Origin of the sequence: Geminicoccus flavidas (assembly GCF_009806515.1) — a bacterium.
Lineage (GTDB): Bacteria > Pseudomonadota > Alphaproteobacteria > Geminicoccales > Geminicoccaceae > Geminicoccus > Geminicoccus flavidus.
The window spans coordinates 1-16251 of sequence record NZ_WUJP01000391.1; the positions used below are offsets into that span (position 1 = coordinate 1).

The following is a 16251-nucleotide window of genomic DNA, read 5'->3' on the forward strand; positions in this document are numbered from 1 at the left end:
CGACGACCCCTTCATCATCTACACGAGCAACATCTTCGCCGTGTTGGGCCTCCGGTCGCTCTACTTCGCGCTGGCGGCGATGATCCATCGCTTCCACTACCTGAAGTATGCGCTGGCCCTGGTGCTGATCTTCATCGGCAGCAAGATCTTCTACACCCAGATCTGGGGCAAGCTGCCGCCGGTCATCTCGCTGAGCGTCACCTTCGGCATCCTGGCCGCGGGCGTGGCCTATTCGCTCTACCAGACCCGCCGCGAGCCGCCCGTCGTCCAGGATGACGCGCCGGATGCCCTTCCGGCGAACGGCCAGACCCACTAGACCGGTCACCGCGACGCCGCCTTCCGGCCCTGCCGGCCGGCGGCGTCACGGCAATGACCCGTCGTGGATCCGGCGGACCTGGCAAAGTGGTGGCTCGACGGCATGGCATTGGCGGCAAGCGCGCCGGCATCGTCCGATCTGAAGGTGATCGGGCTGATCGGCACGGGGCATTTCGCCTCGCACTTCTACCATCTGGTGCTGCCGCCCTTGTTCCCGCTGCTCCGGACGGAGCTGGGGGCAAGCTGGGCCGAGCTCGGCCTGCTGAGCTCGGTGTTCTTCGCCGCCTCGGGCCTGTGCCAAGCGCCGGCCGGATTCCTGGTCGACCGGTTCGGGGCGCATCGCATCCTGATCCTGGGCCTGGCCCTGCTCACCGTCTCAATCGGCCTGATGGGGCTGATGCCGGGCTGGACAGCACTGATCCCGTTGGCAGCACTGGCCGGCATCGGCAACAGCGTGTTCCACCCGGCCGACTATGCGATCCTGGGCAAGCGGGTGCGGCCCGAGCGGATGGGCCGGGCCTTCTCAGTGCACACGATCGGCGGCACGCTAGGTTGGGCGGCCGCCCCGGTGTTCGTGACCCTGCTCGCCACGAGCTTCGGCTGGCGGATCGCACTGCTGGGCGCAGCCGTGCCTGGTCTCCTGATCCTGGCGGCCCTGCTGGCATCACGCCCGGATATCACGATCCCGACCGGCCATGAGCAGGCACGCGCGAGCGGTGTCGCCGCGCAGGGCTCGCTGCTCGGCACCCTGTTCGGCCGGGCGATCCTCGGCTGCTTCCTGTTCTTCGCGCTGCAGTCGATCGCCATGATCGCCCTGCAGGGCTTCCTGCCCGCGACCCTCGTCCAGCTCCATGACGTGCCGCTGGTGCTGGGCACTACCGCGGTGACCACGTTCATCCTGGGCAGTGCGGTCGGTACGGGCATTGGCGGCCTGCTCGCGGACCGCTCGGGCCGGCAGGACTGGCTGATGAGCGGGGGCCTAGCCATCGGCGCCATCTGCATACTGGCCGTGGGCTTCCTGCCGCTCAATGACGGGACGCTGCTGGCCCTGGTCGCGGTGGCGGGAGCCGCGGTCGGCGCCACCACCCCGTCGCGCGACCTGATGGTGCGGGCGGCGGCCCCGGTGGGCTCGACCGGCAAGGTGTTCGGCTTCGCCTATTCCGGGCTGGACCTGGGCGCCACCTTCGCGCCGACCCTGGTGGGCCTGCTCCTGGACCGCGGCCAGCCGCAGCTCGTGCTGGTCATGGCGGCGGTCGCCACCTTCCTGTCGATCCTGGTGACCTGGCTGATCACCAGTGCCGGCCGGGTGAAGCCGGCCGGCGCCGCCTGAGGGCGAAGCCGGCCGCGCCGCACGTCAGCCGACGATCTCGATGCCGGAGAAGAAGAACGCGATCTCGGTGGCGGCGTTCTCCGGGCTGTCCGAGCCGTGCGCCGAGTTGGCCTCGATCGACTCCGCGAACAGCTTGCGGATGGTGCCCTCGGCGGCGTTGGCCGGGTTGGTGGCGCCCATGATCTCGCGATAGCGCGCCACCGCGTTCTCGCCCTCCAGCACCTGCACGACCACCGGCCCGCTGGTCATGAACTCGACCAGCGAGGCGAAGAACGGCCGCTCCTTGTGCACGGCGTAGAAGCCCTCGGCCTGGGCCTTGGACAGGCGCAGCCGCTTCTGGGCGACGATGCGCAGGCCGCCCTTCTCGATGACGTCGTTGATGGCGCCGGTCAGGTTGCGCCGGGTGGCGTCCGGCTTGATGATGGAGAAGGTGCGCTCGAGAGCCATGGGAAATCCCATCCGATGCGAAAGGAAACGGTGTCGGGCCGCGCCTTTAGCAGCCTGCCCGCCCGCTGACCACCACCAGGGCTCAGCCTTCCTGGCTGGCCTTTTCCCAGGCACCCCGCTCGGTCTGCCGCCAGTAGACCAGCCGGTGGCCAGCCTCCCGCCGGGCCCGCCAGCGCGCCCGCGCCGCGGCCACCTCGTCCTCGTTGCCGCCGTCGAACAGGTCCAGCACCCGCGCAAAGCTCGCGAGGTCGTCGTCCGCGGCTCGGTCGACCAGCACCAGCAGCGTGGCCCCGTTCGGGTTCTCCACCTGCTCGGTCAGCCAGATCGGCTGCAGCGGGGCGTTGCCGTCCGCGCGGCACCCGTGCGGCAGCCAGGAATCCGGCCGGTAGACCCACAAGTGCCGGTCCAGCGCGTCAACCCGCTCTCGCGACCCGGCCCGAAGCAGGATGCGCATTCCTGCGGCATGGGCCTTCTCCAGGAGGCGCGGCAGCGCCTCCTCCAGGCTCGAGCGGGTGAGGTGGTAGAAGCCGACCTCGCTCAGTACGCCTCGTCCTCGTAGGAGCGCGCCAGCGCGTCGAGCAGGCGCACGCCGAACCCAGTGGCACCTTTCGCCGAGAGCGGCAGGTCGCGGCTGCTCCACACCGTGCCGGCCACGTCCAGATGCGCCCAGGGCACGCCGTTCACGAACTGCTCGATGAACACCGCCCCGGCAGTGCTGCCGGCCTGGCGTGCCCGGCCGGTGTTCTTGATGTCAGCGATCTCGGACTTGATGTGCTTGGTGTAGGCCTTGCCGAGCGGCAGGCGCCAGAGCGTCTCGCCGGTCTCCTCGCCCAGGCGGGTGAGCCGGGCGGCCAGTTCCTCGTCATTGCTGAACAGGCCGGCATGCTCGTGGCCCAGCGCCACGATCACCGCACCGGTCAGCGTCGCCAGGTCGACGATCAGCCTCGGCTTGAACCGATCCTGGGTGTACCAGATCGCGTCCGCCAGCACGAGCCGGCCCTCGGCATCGGTGTTGATCACCTCGATCGTGGTCCCCGACATGGCGGTCACCACGTCGCCCGGCCGCTGGGCGTTGCCGTCCGGCATGTTCTCGACCAGGCCCAGCACGCCGACCGCATCGACCAGGGCCTTGCGCCGGGCCAGCACCTCCATGGCACCCAGCACGGCACCGGCGCCGGCCATGTCGAACTTCATGTCCTCCATGCCGGCAGCGGGCTTGATCGAGATGCCGCCCGTGTCGAAGCACACGCCCTTACCGACAAAGGCGAGCGGGCTGCCCTGGCCGCCCCCGCCGTTCCAGCGGATCACCACCAGCCGCGGCTCGCGGCGGCTGCCGCGTGCCACGCCCAGGATGGCGCCCATGCCGAGCCGGCCCATCGCCGCCTCGTCCAGCACCTCGACCTCCAGGCCAAGGTCGCGCAGCTTCAGCGCTTCCTCGGCGAAGCTCTCCGGGTGGAGGACATTGGCGGGCTCGGTCACCAGGGCCCGGGCGTGGTTGACGCCGGCGGCCAGCGCATCCACGCCGGCCAGCGCACGCTTGGCCTCGCCCTCGTCCTGCACCGCAATCGCCAGCCGATCCGGGCCCCGTGCCGGCTCGTCCTCCTCGCTGCGCTTGTACTTGCCAAAGCGCCAGGAGCGCAGGCGCAGCCCGGTCAGCAGGGCCATCTGCACCTGGTCGGCCGGCAACGGCAGCTCGATCCCGTCTGGCGAGGCGAGCGTGACCAGCCCGCCCTCGACCTTGGCCAGCGCGCTCCACAGGCTGCCGCCCAGATGCTCCAGCTCCAGCCGGCCGAGACTCTCGCGGCCGACGCCCAGGAGCCAGACCTGCTCCAGCCCGGTGCCGCCCGGGAACGGCAGCTCCAGGATGGCGCCATGCTTCCAGCGCCGCCCGGCGGCCTCGATCACGCGCCGGACCAGCCCGCCGCTGCGCTCGTCGAGGCTGGCGGCAGCCGCGCCGATCGCGTCGCCGGTGCCGACCGGCACCACCACCCGGCCGGTGTTCGGCAGCTCGGGGCGCTCCAGGGTCACGTCCATCGCTCGAAGTCCTCGCGTCAGGCAACCGGGCCTTGGCCGGCCAAACTCAGGTGGGTGTACCATCGACCGGCGCCGAGATGGGCGTCTATGATGTCGCCCATGCCTGTCTACGCGCGCTACCTGCTGTCCCAACTGGCCATCCCCACCGCGGTGGCCGTGATCGCCGTCGCAGGTGCGGTCTGGCTGTCGCAATCGTTGCGGCTGTTCGACCTGATCGTCAACAAGGGCCTGCCGGTCACCACCTTCCTGTGGCTGACGGCCCTCCTGTTCCCCTCGCTCCTCCTGGTGGTGCTGCCGCTGGCGCTCCTGGCCGCGACCATCTTCACCTATGCACGCTTGTGGAACGACAGCGAGCTGATCGCGCTCAAGGCGTCCGGCCGCTCCGACTTCGAGCTGGCCAAGCCGGCACTCTATCTGGCGCTCGGGGTGACGCTGCTCTGCTACCTGACCTCGCTGGTGCTGATGCCGGCGGGTGCCCGCGCGTTCAAGGACCTCGAGCACGAGATCCGCAACAGCTACACCTTCGTGCTGCTGCAGGAAGGCGTGTTCAACCAGCCGGCCCCCGGCATCACCGTCTATGTGGACAAGCGCCAGCCGGACGGCTCGCTGACCGGCCTGCTGGTGGACGACGCGCGGGATCCCGAGGCCCCCTCCACGATCACCTCGGAACGCGGCGTGTTGGTGACCGTGGGCGACGAACCGCGCCTGGTCCTGGAGCGGGGCACCCGGCAGGAGCGGGAGCCGGACGGGCGGGTCTCGGCCCTCCATTTCGATGCCTACACGGTCGACCTCACCACCTTGTCGGAGGAGGACGACGCCTATCGCTGGCGCAAGCCCAAGGAGCGCTATCTCGACGAGCTGCTCTGGCCAGCCGACGACATCGACGACCAGAAGAACTATAGCCGGCTGGTGTCGGCCGCGCACGATCGGCTGACCAGCCCGCTGGCGCCGCTGGTCTTGGTGGCGATCGCCCTGGCCGTGCTCCTGCCGGCCGACCTCGACCGGCGCGGGCATGGCAAGCGGATCGCGTTCGCCATCCTGCTGGCCACCGTGCAGCAGGTCGTCCAGCTCGCGGTGACCAGCTTCTCCATCAGCTCTCTGGCCTTCGTGCCGCTGTTCTACCTGGCGCAGATCGTCCCGCTGATCCTGGCCTTCCTGGCACTCACCGGCCGGCTGCGCCGACGGCGACCACGGCGCATGGCCGCCCCGGCCGAGCTGCCCAGCCGGGAGGCGCTGCGTGCGGGAGCTTGAGCAGGCCGTGGCCGGTCCGCTCCTGCCGACGCGCCGCCGCCGCTGGCGGTTCTCTTGGACGTTTGCCCGCTATCTCGGCCGGGCCCTGGTCTCGTCGGTGCTGACGGTCACGCTGGGCCTGGTCGTGCTGGTCCTGCTGTTCGACGCGATCGAGCAGTTGCGCCGCTCCGGCACGCGGGAAGAAGGCGGGTTCGCCGAGGCAATCGAGCTGGCGCTGTGGCACGCGCCGTCCACTGCCCAGCAGCTCCTGCCGTTCACCATGCTGTTCGCCGCGATGCTCACCTTCCGGCGGATGTCGCGGACCAACGAGCTGGTAGCGGCCAGGGCTGCCGGCATCTCGATCTGGCAGTTCCTGATGCCGGTCTGGCTGATCGCCGCGGTGCTGGGCACGATCAGCGTCACCGTGCTGAACCCGATCAGCACCATCCTCTACGCCCGCTACGAGGCGCAGTCTGACCTTCTGGACGATGGCGAACTCGACCGGATGGAGGTCGCCGGTGGCGGGCTGTGGCTGCGCCAGGCCCTGGACGGCCAGCCGATCGTCTTCCACGCGCGCGGCGTGGCGGATGGCCAGACGATGAGCCTGACCGACGTGACCATCTTCCTCCTGGACCGCAATGGCGGCTATGCCGGGCGGATCGACGCGCCCGCCGCCCGGCTGACGGAGGGATTCTGGGAGCTGCAGGATGCGGTGACCACTAGGCCGAACGGCCAGGTCGAGCGCGACCCGGTTCTAGAGGTCCCGACCAACCTGACGCTGGAGCGCATCCATGGCGGGCTGGCCCAGCCGGAGACGATCTCGTTCTGGGAGCTGCCCGACTACATCGCCACGCTGCGGTCGATCGGCCTGCCGGTGCGCGCCCATGTGGTGCACTACCAGAACCTGCTCGCTACGCCGCTCATGTTCGCGGCGATGCTCCTGATCGGCACCGTGTTCTCCCTGCGCTTCGCCCGGCGCGGCGGCACGCTCGTGTTCGTCGCGATGGGCATCGCCTCGGGCTTCGTTTTCTTCGTGTTCGCCAATGTCGTGCTGGCGGTGGGGCTCTCGGGTCGGCTACCAGCGGAGCTGGCCGCATGGACCCCGGCGGTCGTGGCGATCCTGCTGGGTCTCGCCCTTCTGTTCCACACCGAGGACGGTTGAGCGTCGGATGAATTTTGTGCGTCGCCTGCAGCCGGCCCTATTGGCCGCAACCATGCTTTGCAGTCTAGCCCTCGCCGCCCAGGCACAGGACCAGCCCCCGGAGGTCCTGCTGACCGCCGACCGGCTGGACTTCCAGCAGCGCGAGAACGTCATCGCGGCGGAAGGCGACGTGCAGATCGACCGCGATGGGCGAACCCTGCTCGCGGACAAGGTGACCTGGGACCGCAACACCGACATCGTGACTGCGGAGGGCAATGTCGTCCTGATCGGCGAGGAAGGCGAGACCGTGTTCGGCGACAAGGTCGAGCTGTCCGACAGTCTGCGCGCCGGCTTCATCCAGCAGGCGAGCGTGCTGCTCGCCGACGACAGCCGCCTGGTCGCGCGCCGTGCGGTTCGCTCCGGCGGCAACCGGACCGAGCTCGACCGCGCGGTCTACAGCCCCTGCCCCTTGTGCGACGACCCGGACAGCTCGCCGCTCTGGCAGATCAAGAGCCGCAAGGTGACCCACGACCAGGTCGCCAAGGACGTCATCTACGAGGACGCCACCTTCGACCTGTTCGGCATCCCGGTCATGTACCTGCCGCGCTTCAGCCACCCGGACCCGTCGGTGGACCGCAGGTCCGGCTTCCTCCAGCCGAGCTTCGGCAGCCGCACCGCGCTCGGCGCCTTCATCCAGGTCCCGTACTACTACGTGATCTCGCCGTCCGAGGACGTCACGATCGCGCCGCTGATCACTACCGAGCAGGGCGTGGCACTGTTCGGCGAGTACCGGCGGATGGACCGATTCGGGCCGACCGAGCTCGAGGGCAGCGCCACCTATGCCGACCGCTATGCCGGCAGCAACGGCACCCGCACCGAGAAGGATTTCCGCGGCCACTTCCAGGGTACCGGCCGCTATGTGTTCGAGGACGGCTATGGCGGCGGCTTCGACGCCTTTCTGGCGTCGGACGATACCTATCTGCGCCGCTACGACATCGACGACGAGAACCTGCTGGTGAACCGGCCCTGGGTGGACCGGGCCTGGGACACCAATTACGGCGTGCTGGATGCCTTCTACTTCCAGGGCCTGCTGCAGTCGGACGACCCGGGCCTGACCCCGTTCGTGCTGCCGCGCGGCCAGTTGCGCTGGTCGACGCCGACCAACGGCTCCTGGGGCGGCTTCTACGACGTCGACACCTCGGTGCTGGCCCTTACCCGCAGCGACGGGCTGGACACGCGCCGGCTGTCCGGCCGGCTCGGCTGGAACAAGCCGATGGTCGGGCGGTTCGGCGACGTGCTGCGCTTTTCGGCCTCGATGCGGGCGGACGGCTACCAGACCGAGGGCGACCCGGAGACCTTCTCTGATGCCGGCGGCAGCAATACGACGGGCCGGCTCTATCCGCTGCTCTCGGCCGAGTGGAGCCTGCCGCTGATCAGAACGACCGAGAGCGGCTGGCAGCACCTGCTGGAGCCGGTGCTGGTCGGCCACTGGTCGCCCTATGGCGGCAATCCGGAGGACATCCCCAACGAGGACAGCCAGTCCTTCGACCTGGACGACACCAACATCTTCCAGGCCAACCGCTTCACCGGCCTGGACCGGGTGGAGGGCGGCCCGCGCGGCGCCTACGGCCTGCGCTTCGGCTCGTTCTCGCCGGAGACCTTCCGGGTCTCGGGCATGCTCGGCCAGTCCTGGCGCCTCAAGGACGACAGCACGTTCGAGCCCGGCACCGGCCTGGACGAGAACTTCTCCGACTTCGTCGGCCGGATCGAGATGCACCCGGCCCAGTGGCTGAACCTGTCCTACCGGTTCCGGGTCGACGACGAGCTGAAGGAGATGACCAAGAACGACCTGCTGGCCTCCTTCAACTGGCGGCGCTTCGGCCTGGGCGTGGGCTATCTCAGCCTGACCGACGACCCTGATCTCGAGAACGTCCAGGAGCGCAAGGAGCTGACCGCCACCGTGCGCGCCGGGATCACCGACAGCTTCTCCCTCTCGGCGGGCGTGCGCCAGGACCTGGTCGCGGACGAGCCGGTGACCTATGCGGTCGGGTTCGTCTACAATCACCCCTGTCTCGTACTGGTCGCCGGCCTCGAACGCGACTACACGGAGGATCGTGACGCCGGGCCGGCAACGACGCTGCTATTCCGCGTGACGCTGAAGAATCTCGGCGAGTTCGGCGGCAGGACCAGCCTCACCGGAGGCGGCAGCAACTGAACCGCCATCGAGCAACCCCGCGGTGACACAGAAACGGCATGATCGCATCCCTTACCCGCGCTGCCCTCCTCTCCCTCGCGCTGCTGAGCAGCACGGCCATCCTGCCGGGCGAGGTAGTCGCGGCCGGCCGGATCGTCGCCGTAGTCGAGGACCAGGTCATCTCCACGGGTGACCTGGAGGACCGGGTATCGCTGGCGCTGGTGTCCTCTGGCTTGGCGACCACGCCGGAGAACCGCGACCGGCTGCGCCCGCAGGTGCTGCGCCTGTTCATCGACGAGACCCTGCAGCGCCTGGAGGCGCAGCGGCTGGGGTTGACCGCCACGCCCGACGAGATCAGCCAGACCCTGGCGAACATCGCCGAGCGCAACAGCATGACCATGGACCAGCTCGACGAGTTCCTGCGCGGGCAGGGGGCGAGCCTCCTGACCCTCAAGCGCCAGGTCGAGAGCCAGATCCTGTGGGCCAAGGTGGTGGCCCAGCAGCTCCGGCCGCGGGTGCGTATCGGCCCGGACCAGGTGGACCTCGCAATCCGCGAGGCGGAGCGGGCGCGCAACGAGCCGCAATGGCTCCTCGCGGAGATCACCCTGCCGGTGACCGACCCCGACCAGGAGAGCCAGGTGCGCGCGGATGCGGAGGAGCTGGTCGACGCGCTGAACAAGGGTGCCTCCTTCCCGGCCCTGGCGCGCGAGTTCTCGGCCTCGTCCACTGCCGCTGCCGGCGGCGACCTGGGCTGGGTGCAGCCTTCCGGCCTGACCGAGGAGACCCGCACCATCGTCGCCGACCTGGGCGTGGGCGACATCGAGGGACCGGTCCGCACCAATGCCGGCTGGCAGATCTTCATGATGCGCGCCAAGCGCGCGGCCGGCGAGAATGCCGAGGTGGAGATGCCCCCGCCCCCGCCGCCTCCGGCCCCGGCCCGTCCGGCCATCCCGCCGACCCGGGTCCATCTAGCCCAGTACGTCATCCCGGTGCCGGAAGATGCCGGCGAGGCGGAGCGGAACAAGCTGCTCGAGCAGGCGGCCGCCTACCAGAACCGCTTCAGGTCCTGCGCCAGCCTGCAGACGGCGGCCGCGGAATCGGGCGGCGAGGGCAGCGGCGATCTCGGCTGGCTCGATGTCGACGACCTGCCGCCGGTGCTGACGCAGCTGGTCAGCAACCTGCCGAACAACCGGCTGAGCCCGCCGCTCACCGGGCCGGCCGGAATCCAGCTCATCATGGTCTGCGACCGGGAGGGCGGACAGCTGCCGCGCGCCGCCGAGCCGCCGCGGCCGGTCCAGCCCACGCCGCCGCCACCGCCGCTGCCGTCCATGGACCGCGAATCGGTGCAGCGCCGCCTGGAAGCGCAGCAGCTCGACCGGCTGGCCGACCGCTACCTGCGCGACCTGCGCCGCGACGCCTATGTCGATCTGAGAGTATGAATCTGCCAGGTCCGGCCGAGATCCTGAAGAGGTCCGGCCACCGCGCCGACAAGCGCCTGGGCCAGCACTTCCTGCTCGATCCCTCCATCCTGGACCGGATCGTCGCCGCGGCGGGCGATCTCCAGGGCCGCACCGTGCTGGAGATCGGCCCCGGCCCGGGCGGCCTGACCGGTGCGATCCTTCGCGCCGGTGCCGCACGGCTGGTCGCGGTCGAGCGCGACCCGCGATGGATCGAGGCGCTGACACCGCTGGCCCAGGCCGCCGACGGACGCCTGCAGGTGGTGGCCGGCGATGCGCTGGCCTTCGACGCCGCCACGCTCGATCCCCTGCCGGCACTGGTGGTGGCGAACCTGCCCTACAACATCTCCACGCCGCTCCTCTTCCATCTCCTGGCCCAGCGGCGGAATTTCGACCGGCTGGTACTGATGTTCCAGAAGGAGGTGGCCGAGCGGCTGGCGGCGAAGCCCGGCAGCGAGGGCTGGGGCCGGCTGGCGGCCATGACCCAGTGGGCCTGCCGGGTCGAGTACCTGTTCCGCCTGCCCAAGGGTGCCTTCAGCCCGCCGCCGGAAGTGGAATCGGCGGTGGTGCGCCTGACCCCGCGTGCCGTACCGGAGCATCTCTGCGACGAGCGGCGCCTCGGTAGCGTGCTCGCCGCCGCGTTCGGCCAGCGGCGCAAGATGTTGCGCCAGAGCCTCAAGCCGCTGGTGAGCGACCCGGTCCCGCTCCTGGCGGGGCTCGGGATCGACCCGACGCGGCGCGCGGAGACGCTGGACCTGGCCGAGTTCGCCCGGATCGCGAACGCGCTGGACGGCGCCTAGACCGGTCCCGTGCCCGAGCGGCGGAACTGATCGACGAACTCGGCCAAGCCCAGATTGCGCCGGCGCTTCAGCCGTTCGGCGATCAGGATGCCGGTGAGCGCGCGCATGCTGGTTTCCAGGTCGTGGTTCACGATCACATAGTCGTACTCGGCCCAGTGGGTGATATCGTTGGCGACCTGGGCCAGCCGGTGGCGCACTACCTCCTCCGGGTCCTGGGCGCGCGAGCGCAGCCGCCGCTCCAGCTCGGCCATGGTCGGCGGCAGGATGAAGATGCCGACCAGGTCCTGCTCGGCCGCCAGGCGGAGCTGTTGAGCACCCTGCCAGTCGATGTCGAACAGCACGTCCTTGCCGGTGGCCAGCGCCAGCTCCACCGCCGGGCGCGGCGTGCCGTAGCTGTAGCCGTAGACATGGGCGTGCTCGAGCAGTTCGCCGCGCTCCACCATGCCCTGGAACTGGTCCTTGTCGATGAAGTGGTAGTGGACGCCGTCCACCTCGCCGGGCCGGGGCGGCCGCGTGGTCACCGAGACCGACAGCGACACGTCCGGGTCGCGCTCCAGCAGCGTGCGCGTAAGCGTGGTCTTGCCCGCGCCGGAGGGTGAGGAGACGACCAGCATGACCCCGCGTCGGCGGATCACGGGTGAGGTGGTGGTCATCGGGCGGGCTCTCCGGTAGTGCAGCGCCCGGAGGTCTATCGGCAGGCACCGGATCATCCAAGGGGACTGGACCATGCACCGGCTGATCACGGGCGCTTCCAGCGGGATCGGCCGCGCACTCGTGGCGCGCTGGGCACGCCCCGGCACCCTGCTCTCCCTCCAGGGCCGCGACCGGGCCCGGCTGGAGGAGGCAGCGGCCGCCGCGGTGCACGCCGGTGCCGAGGTCGACATCCGCAGCGTGGACGTGCGCGACACCGAGGCACTGGCCGCCTGGGCCAGCGAGCGCGACGCGGCCCGGCCGATCAACATGGTGGTGGCCAATGCCGGCATCGCGGGCAATCCCGGGGTGAGCGGTGCCGAGATCATGACGGTGAACGCAGTCGGCAAGATCGCCACGGTCGAGCCGCTCCTGCCGCGCATGAGGGCACGCCGGCAGGGCCATGTCGTGCTGATGAGCTCACTGGCCTCGTTCCTGGCTTCACCCACCGGCCCCGCCTATGCCGCCAGCAAGGCCGCGGTGCGCCGCTATGGCGAGGGGCTGCGGCCGCGGCTGGCGCGCGACGGGGTGCGGCTGAGCGTGGTCTGCCCAGGCTTCGTCGACACGCCGCTCACCAGGTTGAACCGGTTCCCCATGCCGTTCCTGATGGATGCCGAGCGTGCCGCGGAGATCATAGATGCTGGCCTCGAGGCCGGCCGGGCGCGCATCGTCTTCCCCTTGCCGACCTTTCTCCTGGCGCGGTTCATGGGCCTCATGCCCGCCGCACTGCGCGACCCGATCCTGATGCGCCAGACGCCGAAGGAATAACGGCGCTCACTGCTGGGAGCGCTGGAACGCCCGCCATTTGCGGACATTGGCGTTGTGCTCCTGGAGCGTGCGGCCGAACGCATGCCCGCCGCCGCCATCGGCCACGAAGTAGAGATAATCGGTGTCCGCCGGGTTCACCGCCGCTTCCAGGGCGGCGCGCCCCGGCAGGGCGATCGGCCCGGGCGGTAGGCCGGCGCGCTGGTAGGTGTTGTAGTCGTCGTCGAGCTTGAGGTCGGCGCGGGTCAAAGGCCGGCCGAGATCGGACAGGCCCTTGGTCAGTGCATAGATCACGGTGGGGTCGGCCTGGAGCGGCATGCCCCGGCGCAGCCGGTTCACATAGACGCTCGCCACCGTCCGGTACTCGTCGGCGAGCGCCGTTTCCTTCTCGATGATGGAGGCGAGCGTCACCGCCTCCTCCAGCGTGTCGAACGGCAGGTCCTCGGCCCGGTTCGCCCAGATCTCCGCCTGGGCCTTGCGCATCGCCGCCACCATGCGCTCCGCCACCGCGCGCCGTTCCTCGCCGCGCTGGAAGAAATAGGTCTCGGGCAGGATGCCGCCTTCGGGCGGCAGCTCCGGGAGGTCGCCGGTCAGCCGCTCCTCCGCCTCAAGCAACGCCCAGGCCTCGCGCACGGTCCGGCCCTCGGGCACGGTCAGCCGGTGCAGCACCTGCCGCCCGGCCTCGATCATCGCCAGCGCCTCGTCCGGCGTGATGCCGGGGGCGAAGCGGTACTCGCCCGCCTGCAGGCGCCGGTCGCGCCCGGACAGCCGGGTGGCGAGCCGCAGCCGCAGGGCGTCGTCGATCACGCCCGCCTCCTCCAGGCGCGCGGCGATCCCGGCCAAGCCGACGCCGCGCGGCAGGAGGATGTCGACCTCCTTCGCCAGCGGGCCGGGCGTGACCATCCAGGCTTCGAGATGGCGATGAGCGAAGAACGCGCCGCCGATCAGGACCGCAGCCAGGCACAGGCCAGTGACGAGCAGCAGGACCCGGCCGCGGCTGAGGATCCGCACGTCAGTCCGGAACGCCGACGATCAGGGAGGCGTTGGTGCCGCCGAAGCCGAAGCTGTTGGACAGCGCGTTGCGGATGCGGCGCTCCTTGGCCTTGAGCGGGACCAGATCCACGCCTTCGGCCGCCTCTTCCGGGTTCTCCAGGTTCAGGGTCGGCGGAGCGATCCCGTGCCGGATCGCCAGGATCGAGAAGATCGCCTCGACCGTACCGGCGGCTCCCAGGAGATGGCCGATCGCCGACTTGGTCGACGACATCGAGACGTTCTTCATCGCATCGCCGAATAGCCGCTTCACCGCGCCCAGCTCCAGCTCGTCGCCAAGCGGCGTGCTGGTGCCATGCGCGTTGACATAGTCGATGTCGGCGGGCGTCAGCCCAGCGCTGCGCAAGGCCGCCGTCATCGAACGGAAGCCGCCGTCCCCGTCCGGACTGGGCGCGGTGACGTGGTAGGCATCGCCGGACAGGCCATAGCCCTTGATCTCGGCATAGATCTTGGCGCCGCGGGCCTTGGCATGCTCGTATTCTTCGAGCACCAGCACCCCGGCCCCTTCCGCCATCACGAAACCGTCCCGACCCTTGTCCCAGGGGCGCGACGCTTTTTCCGGCGTGTCGTTGTAGCCAGTCGAGAGCGCCCGCGCCGCGGCAAACCCGGCAAGGCCGAGCCGACCAACGGCCGCCTCCGTGCCGCCGGCCACCATGACGTCGGCATCCCCGTAGCGGATCAGCCGCGAGGCATCGCCGATCGCGTGGGCGCCGGTCGAGCAGGCGGTGACCACGGAGTGGTTCGGCCCGCGCAGCCCGTACTTGATCGAGACCTGGCCGCCGGCGAGGTTGATCAGAGCACTTGGAATGAAGAAGGGGCTGATCCGCCTGGGACCCTGCTTTTCCAGGACCAGGGCCGCGTCGGCGATCGCGTTCAGGCCGCCGATGCCGGAGCCGATCAGCACGCCCGACCGGTTCTTCTGCTCATCCGTGGCCAGCGGGATGCCGCTGTCGGCGATCGCTTCCGCGGCCGCGGCCATGGCGAGCACGATGAAATGGTCGTTGCGCCGCAGTTCCTTGGCGTCGATGAAGTCGGTTGGCCGAAAGCCGCCCGGCTCCCCCTCGCCCGGCACCAGCCCGGCCACCTTGGCCGGAAGGTCCGACACGTCGAACCGATCGATGCGGCGCAGCCCGGATTCTGCGGCCACGAGCCTGTTCCAGCTCGTCTCGACCCCCGTACCCAGCGGGGTGACCATCCCCAGCCCGGTAACGACAACACGCCTCATGACGATCGTTCCAACGTTGCGACGGATGCCAAGGCCTCAGGCAGGATCAGCTGTTGGCCTTGATGAAGTCGATCGCGTCCTTGACGGTGAGGATCTTCTCAGCCGCGTCGTCGGGGATCTCGACTCCGAACTCCTCCTCGAACGCCATCACGAGCTCGACGGTGTCGAGGCTGTCGGCGCCGAGATCATCGACGAAGCTCGCATTCTCCTGCACCTTCGCCTCTTCGACACCAAGGTGCTCGACGACGATCTTCTTAACGCGCTCAGCGATATCGCTCATCGGAAACGGTCCTCGACCCTGGACTGACTGGAACACCCGAACCCGGCGCATCGCGAGCAATACGGCCGACCTACCCCCGGGCGTGGCGGGCTTCCTACACGATGCCTCGAACCTTGACCAGCGTCCGGCCGGTTGAGGTCCCGCCTCGGTGCCCAGATCGTACCGTTTCCGCCGAAGACAAGGGCACAGTGCTCAGATCATCGCCATTCCGCCGTTCACATGCAGGGTCTGGCCGGTCACATAGGCGGCCTCGTCACTGGCCAGATACACCACGGCGGCCGCGATGTCGGCGCCCGCCCCCAGCCGGCCCGCCGGGATGCGCCCGAGCAGGCTGTCGCGCTGCTTCTCGTCCAGCTTCTGGGTCATCGCGGTGTCGATGAAGCCCGGCGCCACGCAGTTGACGGTGATGCCGCGGCTGCCCAGCTCAGCCGCCAGCGCCTTGGTCATGCCGACCAGCCCGGCCTTGGCCGCCGCATAGTTGGCCTGCCCGGCATTGCCGGTGGCGCCCACCACCGAGCCGATATTGATGATCCGCCCGTGACGGCGCTTCATCATGCCCTTCAGGCCGGCGCGCGATAGGCGGAACACTGCCGACAGGTTGGTCTCGATCACCGCCGACCAGTCCTCGTCCTTCATTCGCATCGCCAGCATGTCGCGGGTGATGCCGGCATTGTTGACCAGAACGTCGACCGGCCCCGCCGCTTCGGCTTCCTTCATCAGCCGCTCGGCGGCATCCGGCTCGGCGAGATCGGCCACCACCACCTGCACCCGGTCGCCCAGCTCGGCCGCGAGCTTCGCCAGCACCTCCTCGCGCCGGCCGGTGATCACCAGGGAGGCACCCCGCGCATGCAGCGCCCGGGCGATCGCCTCGCCGATGCCGCCCGTGGCACCCGTGACCAGCGCACGCCGCGCTGAGAGATCGAACATCATGCTTCTCCGCAGGAAATGGCCCACGAGGGCCGGATCAGGACAGGGCCGCGGCGACGGCGTCGAGATCGGCCGGCTCGGCGAGGTTCAGGAGGGCGGCGCCCGGCACGGCACGCTTGGCCAGCCCGGTCAGCACCTTGCCAGCCCCCAGCTCCAGGATGGTGGTGACGCCCAGGCGGCCCATGGTGGCCATGCTCTCGCGCCACCGCACCCGGCTGGTCGCCTGGCGGACCAGTAGGTCGGGCAAGCTCGCTGGGTCGGCCACGGGCTCAGCCGTGACATTGGCGATCAGCGGGACGGCCGGTGCGGCGAAGGACACGTTGGCCAGGGCGCTCTCCAGGCGGGCGGCCGCCGGCGCCATTAGCG

16 protein-coding genes and 1 pseudogene are annotated in these 16251 nt (G+C 69.9%); 8 read left to right on the forward strand and 9 right to left on the reverse strand.

Translation table 11 applies throughout. From position 1 onward, the window contains the following. Both EQG76_RS11070 and EQG76_RS11075 read left to right on the forward strand, forming a co-directional pair. Positions 1–316, forward strand: a 316-nt coding sequence (locus tag EQG76_RS11070) for a TerC family protein (protein ID WP_407925530.1), incomplete at its 5' end; no start/stop codon positions are given. Positions 317–379: 63 nt separating this feature from the next. Further along, the gene (locus EQG76_RS11075; RefSeq protein WP_159713350.1) at positions 380–1645 is read left to right on the forward strand and encodes an MFS transporter; all 1266 of its coding nucleotides are present in this window, start codon (positions 380–382) and stop codon (positions 1643–1645) included. A gap of 24 nt (positions 1646–1669) precedes the next feature. On the opposite strand, the gene ndk is transcribed toward EQG76_RS11075, so the two are convergent. The 3 genes from ndk to EQG76_RS11090 all read right to left on the reverse strand — a co-directional run bounded on the left by ndk (position 1670) and on the right by EQG76_RS11090 (position 4126). Continuing rightward, positions 1670–2092: a nucleoside-diphosphate kinase gene (gene ndk, locus EQG76_RS11080; RefSeq protein WP_159713352.1), complete on the reverse strand. Its 423-nt coding sequence runs from the start codon at positions 2090–2092 to the stop codon at positions 1670–1672. Between the two features lie 82 nt (positions 2093–2174). Further along, positions 2175–2633, reverse strand: coding sequence for a DNA polymerase III subunit chi (locus EQG76_RS11085; RefSeq protein ID WP_159713381.1), 459 nt, complete (start codon positions 2631–2633; stop codon positions 2175–2177). Next, entirely contained in the window at positions 2630–4126 is a 1497-nt protein-coding gene (locus EQG76_RS11090; protein ID WP_159713354.1) for a leucyl aminopeptidase, read from the reverse strand. The genes EQG76_RS11085 and EQG76_RS11090 overlap by 4 nt, the downstream gene beginning before the upstream one ends. A 99-nt stretch (positions 4127–4225) precedes the next feature. Here EQG76_RS11090 and lptF point away from each other — a divergent pair, with 99 nt between their 5' ends. The 5 genes from lptF to rsmA are packed head-to-tail and all read left to right on the forward strand — an operon-like array spanning position 4226 to position 10948. After that, on the forward strand, positions 4226–5377 hold the full coding sequence (gene lptF, locus EQG76_RS11095; RefSeq protein WP_159713356.1) for an LPS export ABC transporter permease LptF: 1152 nt from the start codon (positions 4226–4228) through the stop codon (positions 5375–5377). Beyond that, on the forward strand, positions 5364–6518 hold the full coding sequence (gene lptG / locus EQG76_RS11100; protein WP_159713358.1) for an LPS export ABC transporter permease LptG: 1155 nt from the start codon (positions 5364–5366) through the stop codon (positions 6516–6518). Before lptF ends, lptG begins: the two co-directional genes overlap by 14 nt. 7 nt (positions 6519–6525) lie before the next feature. Next, positions 6526–8712: an LPS-assembly protein LptD gene (locus EQG76_RS11105; protein WP_159713368.1), complete on the forward strand. Its 2187-nt coding sequence runs from the start codon at positions 6526–6528 to the stop codon at positions 8710–8712. 38 nt (positions 8713–8750) lie between these two features. Further along, entirely contained in the window at positions 8751–10130 is a 1380-nt protein-coding gene (locus EQG76_RS11110; protein WP_159713370.1) for a peptidylprolyl isomerase, read from the forward strand. Continuing rightward, positions 10127–10948: a 16S rRNA (adenine(1518)-N(6)/adenine(1519)-N(6))-dimethyltransferase RsmA gene (gene rsmA / locus EQG76_RS11115; RefSeq protein ID WP_159713372.1), complete on the forward strand. Its 822-nt coding sequence runs from the start codon at positions 10127–10129 to the stop codon at positions 10946–10948. Before EQG76_RS11110 ends, rsmA begins: the two co-directional genes overlap by 4 nt. Here the strand turns inward: rsmA and gmk are convergent. Further along, the gene (gene gmk, locus EQG76_RS11120) at positions 10945–11601 is read right to left on the reverse strand and encodes a guanylate kinase (RefSeq protein WP_159713374.1); all 657 of its coding nucleotides are present in this window, start codon (positions 11599–11601) and stop codon (positions 10945–10947) included. The genes rsmA and gmk overlap by 4 nt on opposite strands. Positions 11602–11674: 73 nt before the next feature. Here gmk and EQG76_RS11125 point away from each other — a divergent pair, with 73 nt between their 5' ends. Then, the gene (locus EQG76_RS11125) at positions 11675–12406 is read left to right on the forward strand and encodes an SDR family NAD(P)-dependent oxidoreductase (RefSeq protein WP_159713376.1); all 732 of its coding nucleotides are present in this window, start codon (positions 11675–11677) and stop codon (positions 12404–12406) included. Positions 12407–12412: 6 nt separating this feature from the next. Here EQG76_RS11125 and mltG read toward each other — a convergent pair whose 3' ends face one another. The 5 genes and pseudogenes from mltG to EQG76_RS11150 all read right to left on the reverse strand — a co-directional run. Next, a complete protein-coding gene (gene mltG / locus EQG76_RS11130; protein WP_235031315.1) occupies positions 12413–13414 on the reverse strand; it encodes an endolytic transglycosylase MltG in 1002 nt (333 codons plus the stop codon). Between the two features lies 1 nt (position 13415). Continuing rightward, positions 13416–14678: a beta-ketoacyl-ACP synthase II gene (gene fabF, locus EQG76_RS11135; RefSeq protein ID WP_159713378.1), complete on the reverse strand. Its 1263-nt coding sequence runs from the start codon at positions 14676–14678 to the stop codon at positions 13416–13418. Positions 14679–14724: 46 nt separating this feature from the next. Continuing rightward, positions 14725–14958, reverse strand: coding sequence for an acyl carrier protein (locus EQG76_RS11140; protein WP_159713379.1), 234 nt, complete (start codon positions 14956–14958; stop codon positions 14725–14727). Between the two features lie 192 nt (positions 14959–15150). Continuing rightward, on the reverse strand, positions 15151–15885 hold the full coding sequence (gene fabG / locus EQG76_RS11145) for a 3-oxoacyl-[acyl-carrier-protein] reductase (protein WP_159713380.1): 735 nt from the start codon (positions 15883–15885) through the stop codon (positions 15151–15153). Positions 15886–15922: 37 nt separating this feature from the next. Next, positions 15923–16251: pseudogene (locus EQG76_RS11150) on the reverse strand (ACP S-malonyltransferase); the annotation flags it as partial.

What these genes read in the sequence shown, in the direction of transcription:
- ndk (WP_159713352.1), bottom strand. Translation starts at nt 2,092, where the DNA reads ATGGCTCTCGAGCGCACCTTCTCCATCATCAAGCCGGACGCCACCCGG.
- EQG76_RS11090 (WP_159713354.1), bottom strand. Translation starts at nt 4,126, where the DNA reads ATGGACGTGACCCTGGAGCGCCCCGAGCTGCCGAACACCGGCCGGGTG.
- lptF (WP_159713356.1), top strand. Translation starts at nt 4,226, where the DNA reads ATGCCTGTCTACGCGCGCTACCTGCTGTCCCAACTGGCCATCCCCACC.
- EQG76_RS11105 (WP_159713368.1), top strand. Translation starts at nt 6,526, where the DNA reads ATGAATTTTGTGCGTCGCCTGCAGCCGGCCCTATTGGCCGCAACCATG.
- EQG76_RS11110 (WP_159713370.1), top strand. Translation starts at nt 8,751, where the DNA reads ATGATCGCATCCCTTACCCGCGCTGCCCTCCTCTCCCTCGCGCTGCTG.
- rsmA (WP_159713372.1), top strand. Translation starts at nt 10,127, where the DNA reads ATGAATCTGCCAGGTCCGGCCGAGATCCTGAAGAGGTCCGGCCACCGC.
- gmk (WP_159713374.1), bottom strand. Translation starts at nt 11,601, where the DNA reads ATGACCACCACCTCACCCGTGATCCGCCGACGCGGGGTCATGCTGGTC.
- EQG76_RS11125 (WP_159713376.1), top strand. Translation starts at nt 11,675, where the DNA reads ATGCACCGGCTGATCACGGGCGCTTCCAGCGGGATCGGCCGCGCACTC.
- fabF (WP_159713378.1), bottom strand. Translation starts at nt 14,678, where the DNA reads ATGAGGCGTGTTGTCGTTACCGGGCTGGGGATGGTCACCCCGCTGGGT.
- EQG76_RS11140 (WP_159713379.1), bottom strand. Translation starts at nt 14,958, where the DNA reads ATGAGCGATATCGCTGAGCGCGTTAAGAAGATCGTCGTCGAGCACCTT.
- fabG (WP_159713380.1), bottom strand. Translation starts at nt 15,885, where the DNA reads ATGTTCGATCTCTCAGCGCGGCGTGCGCTGGTCACGGGTGCCACGGGC.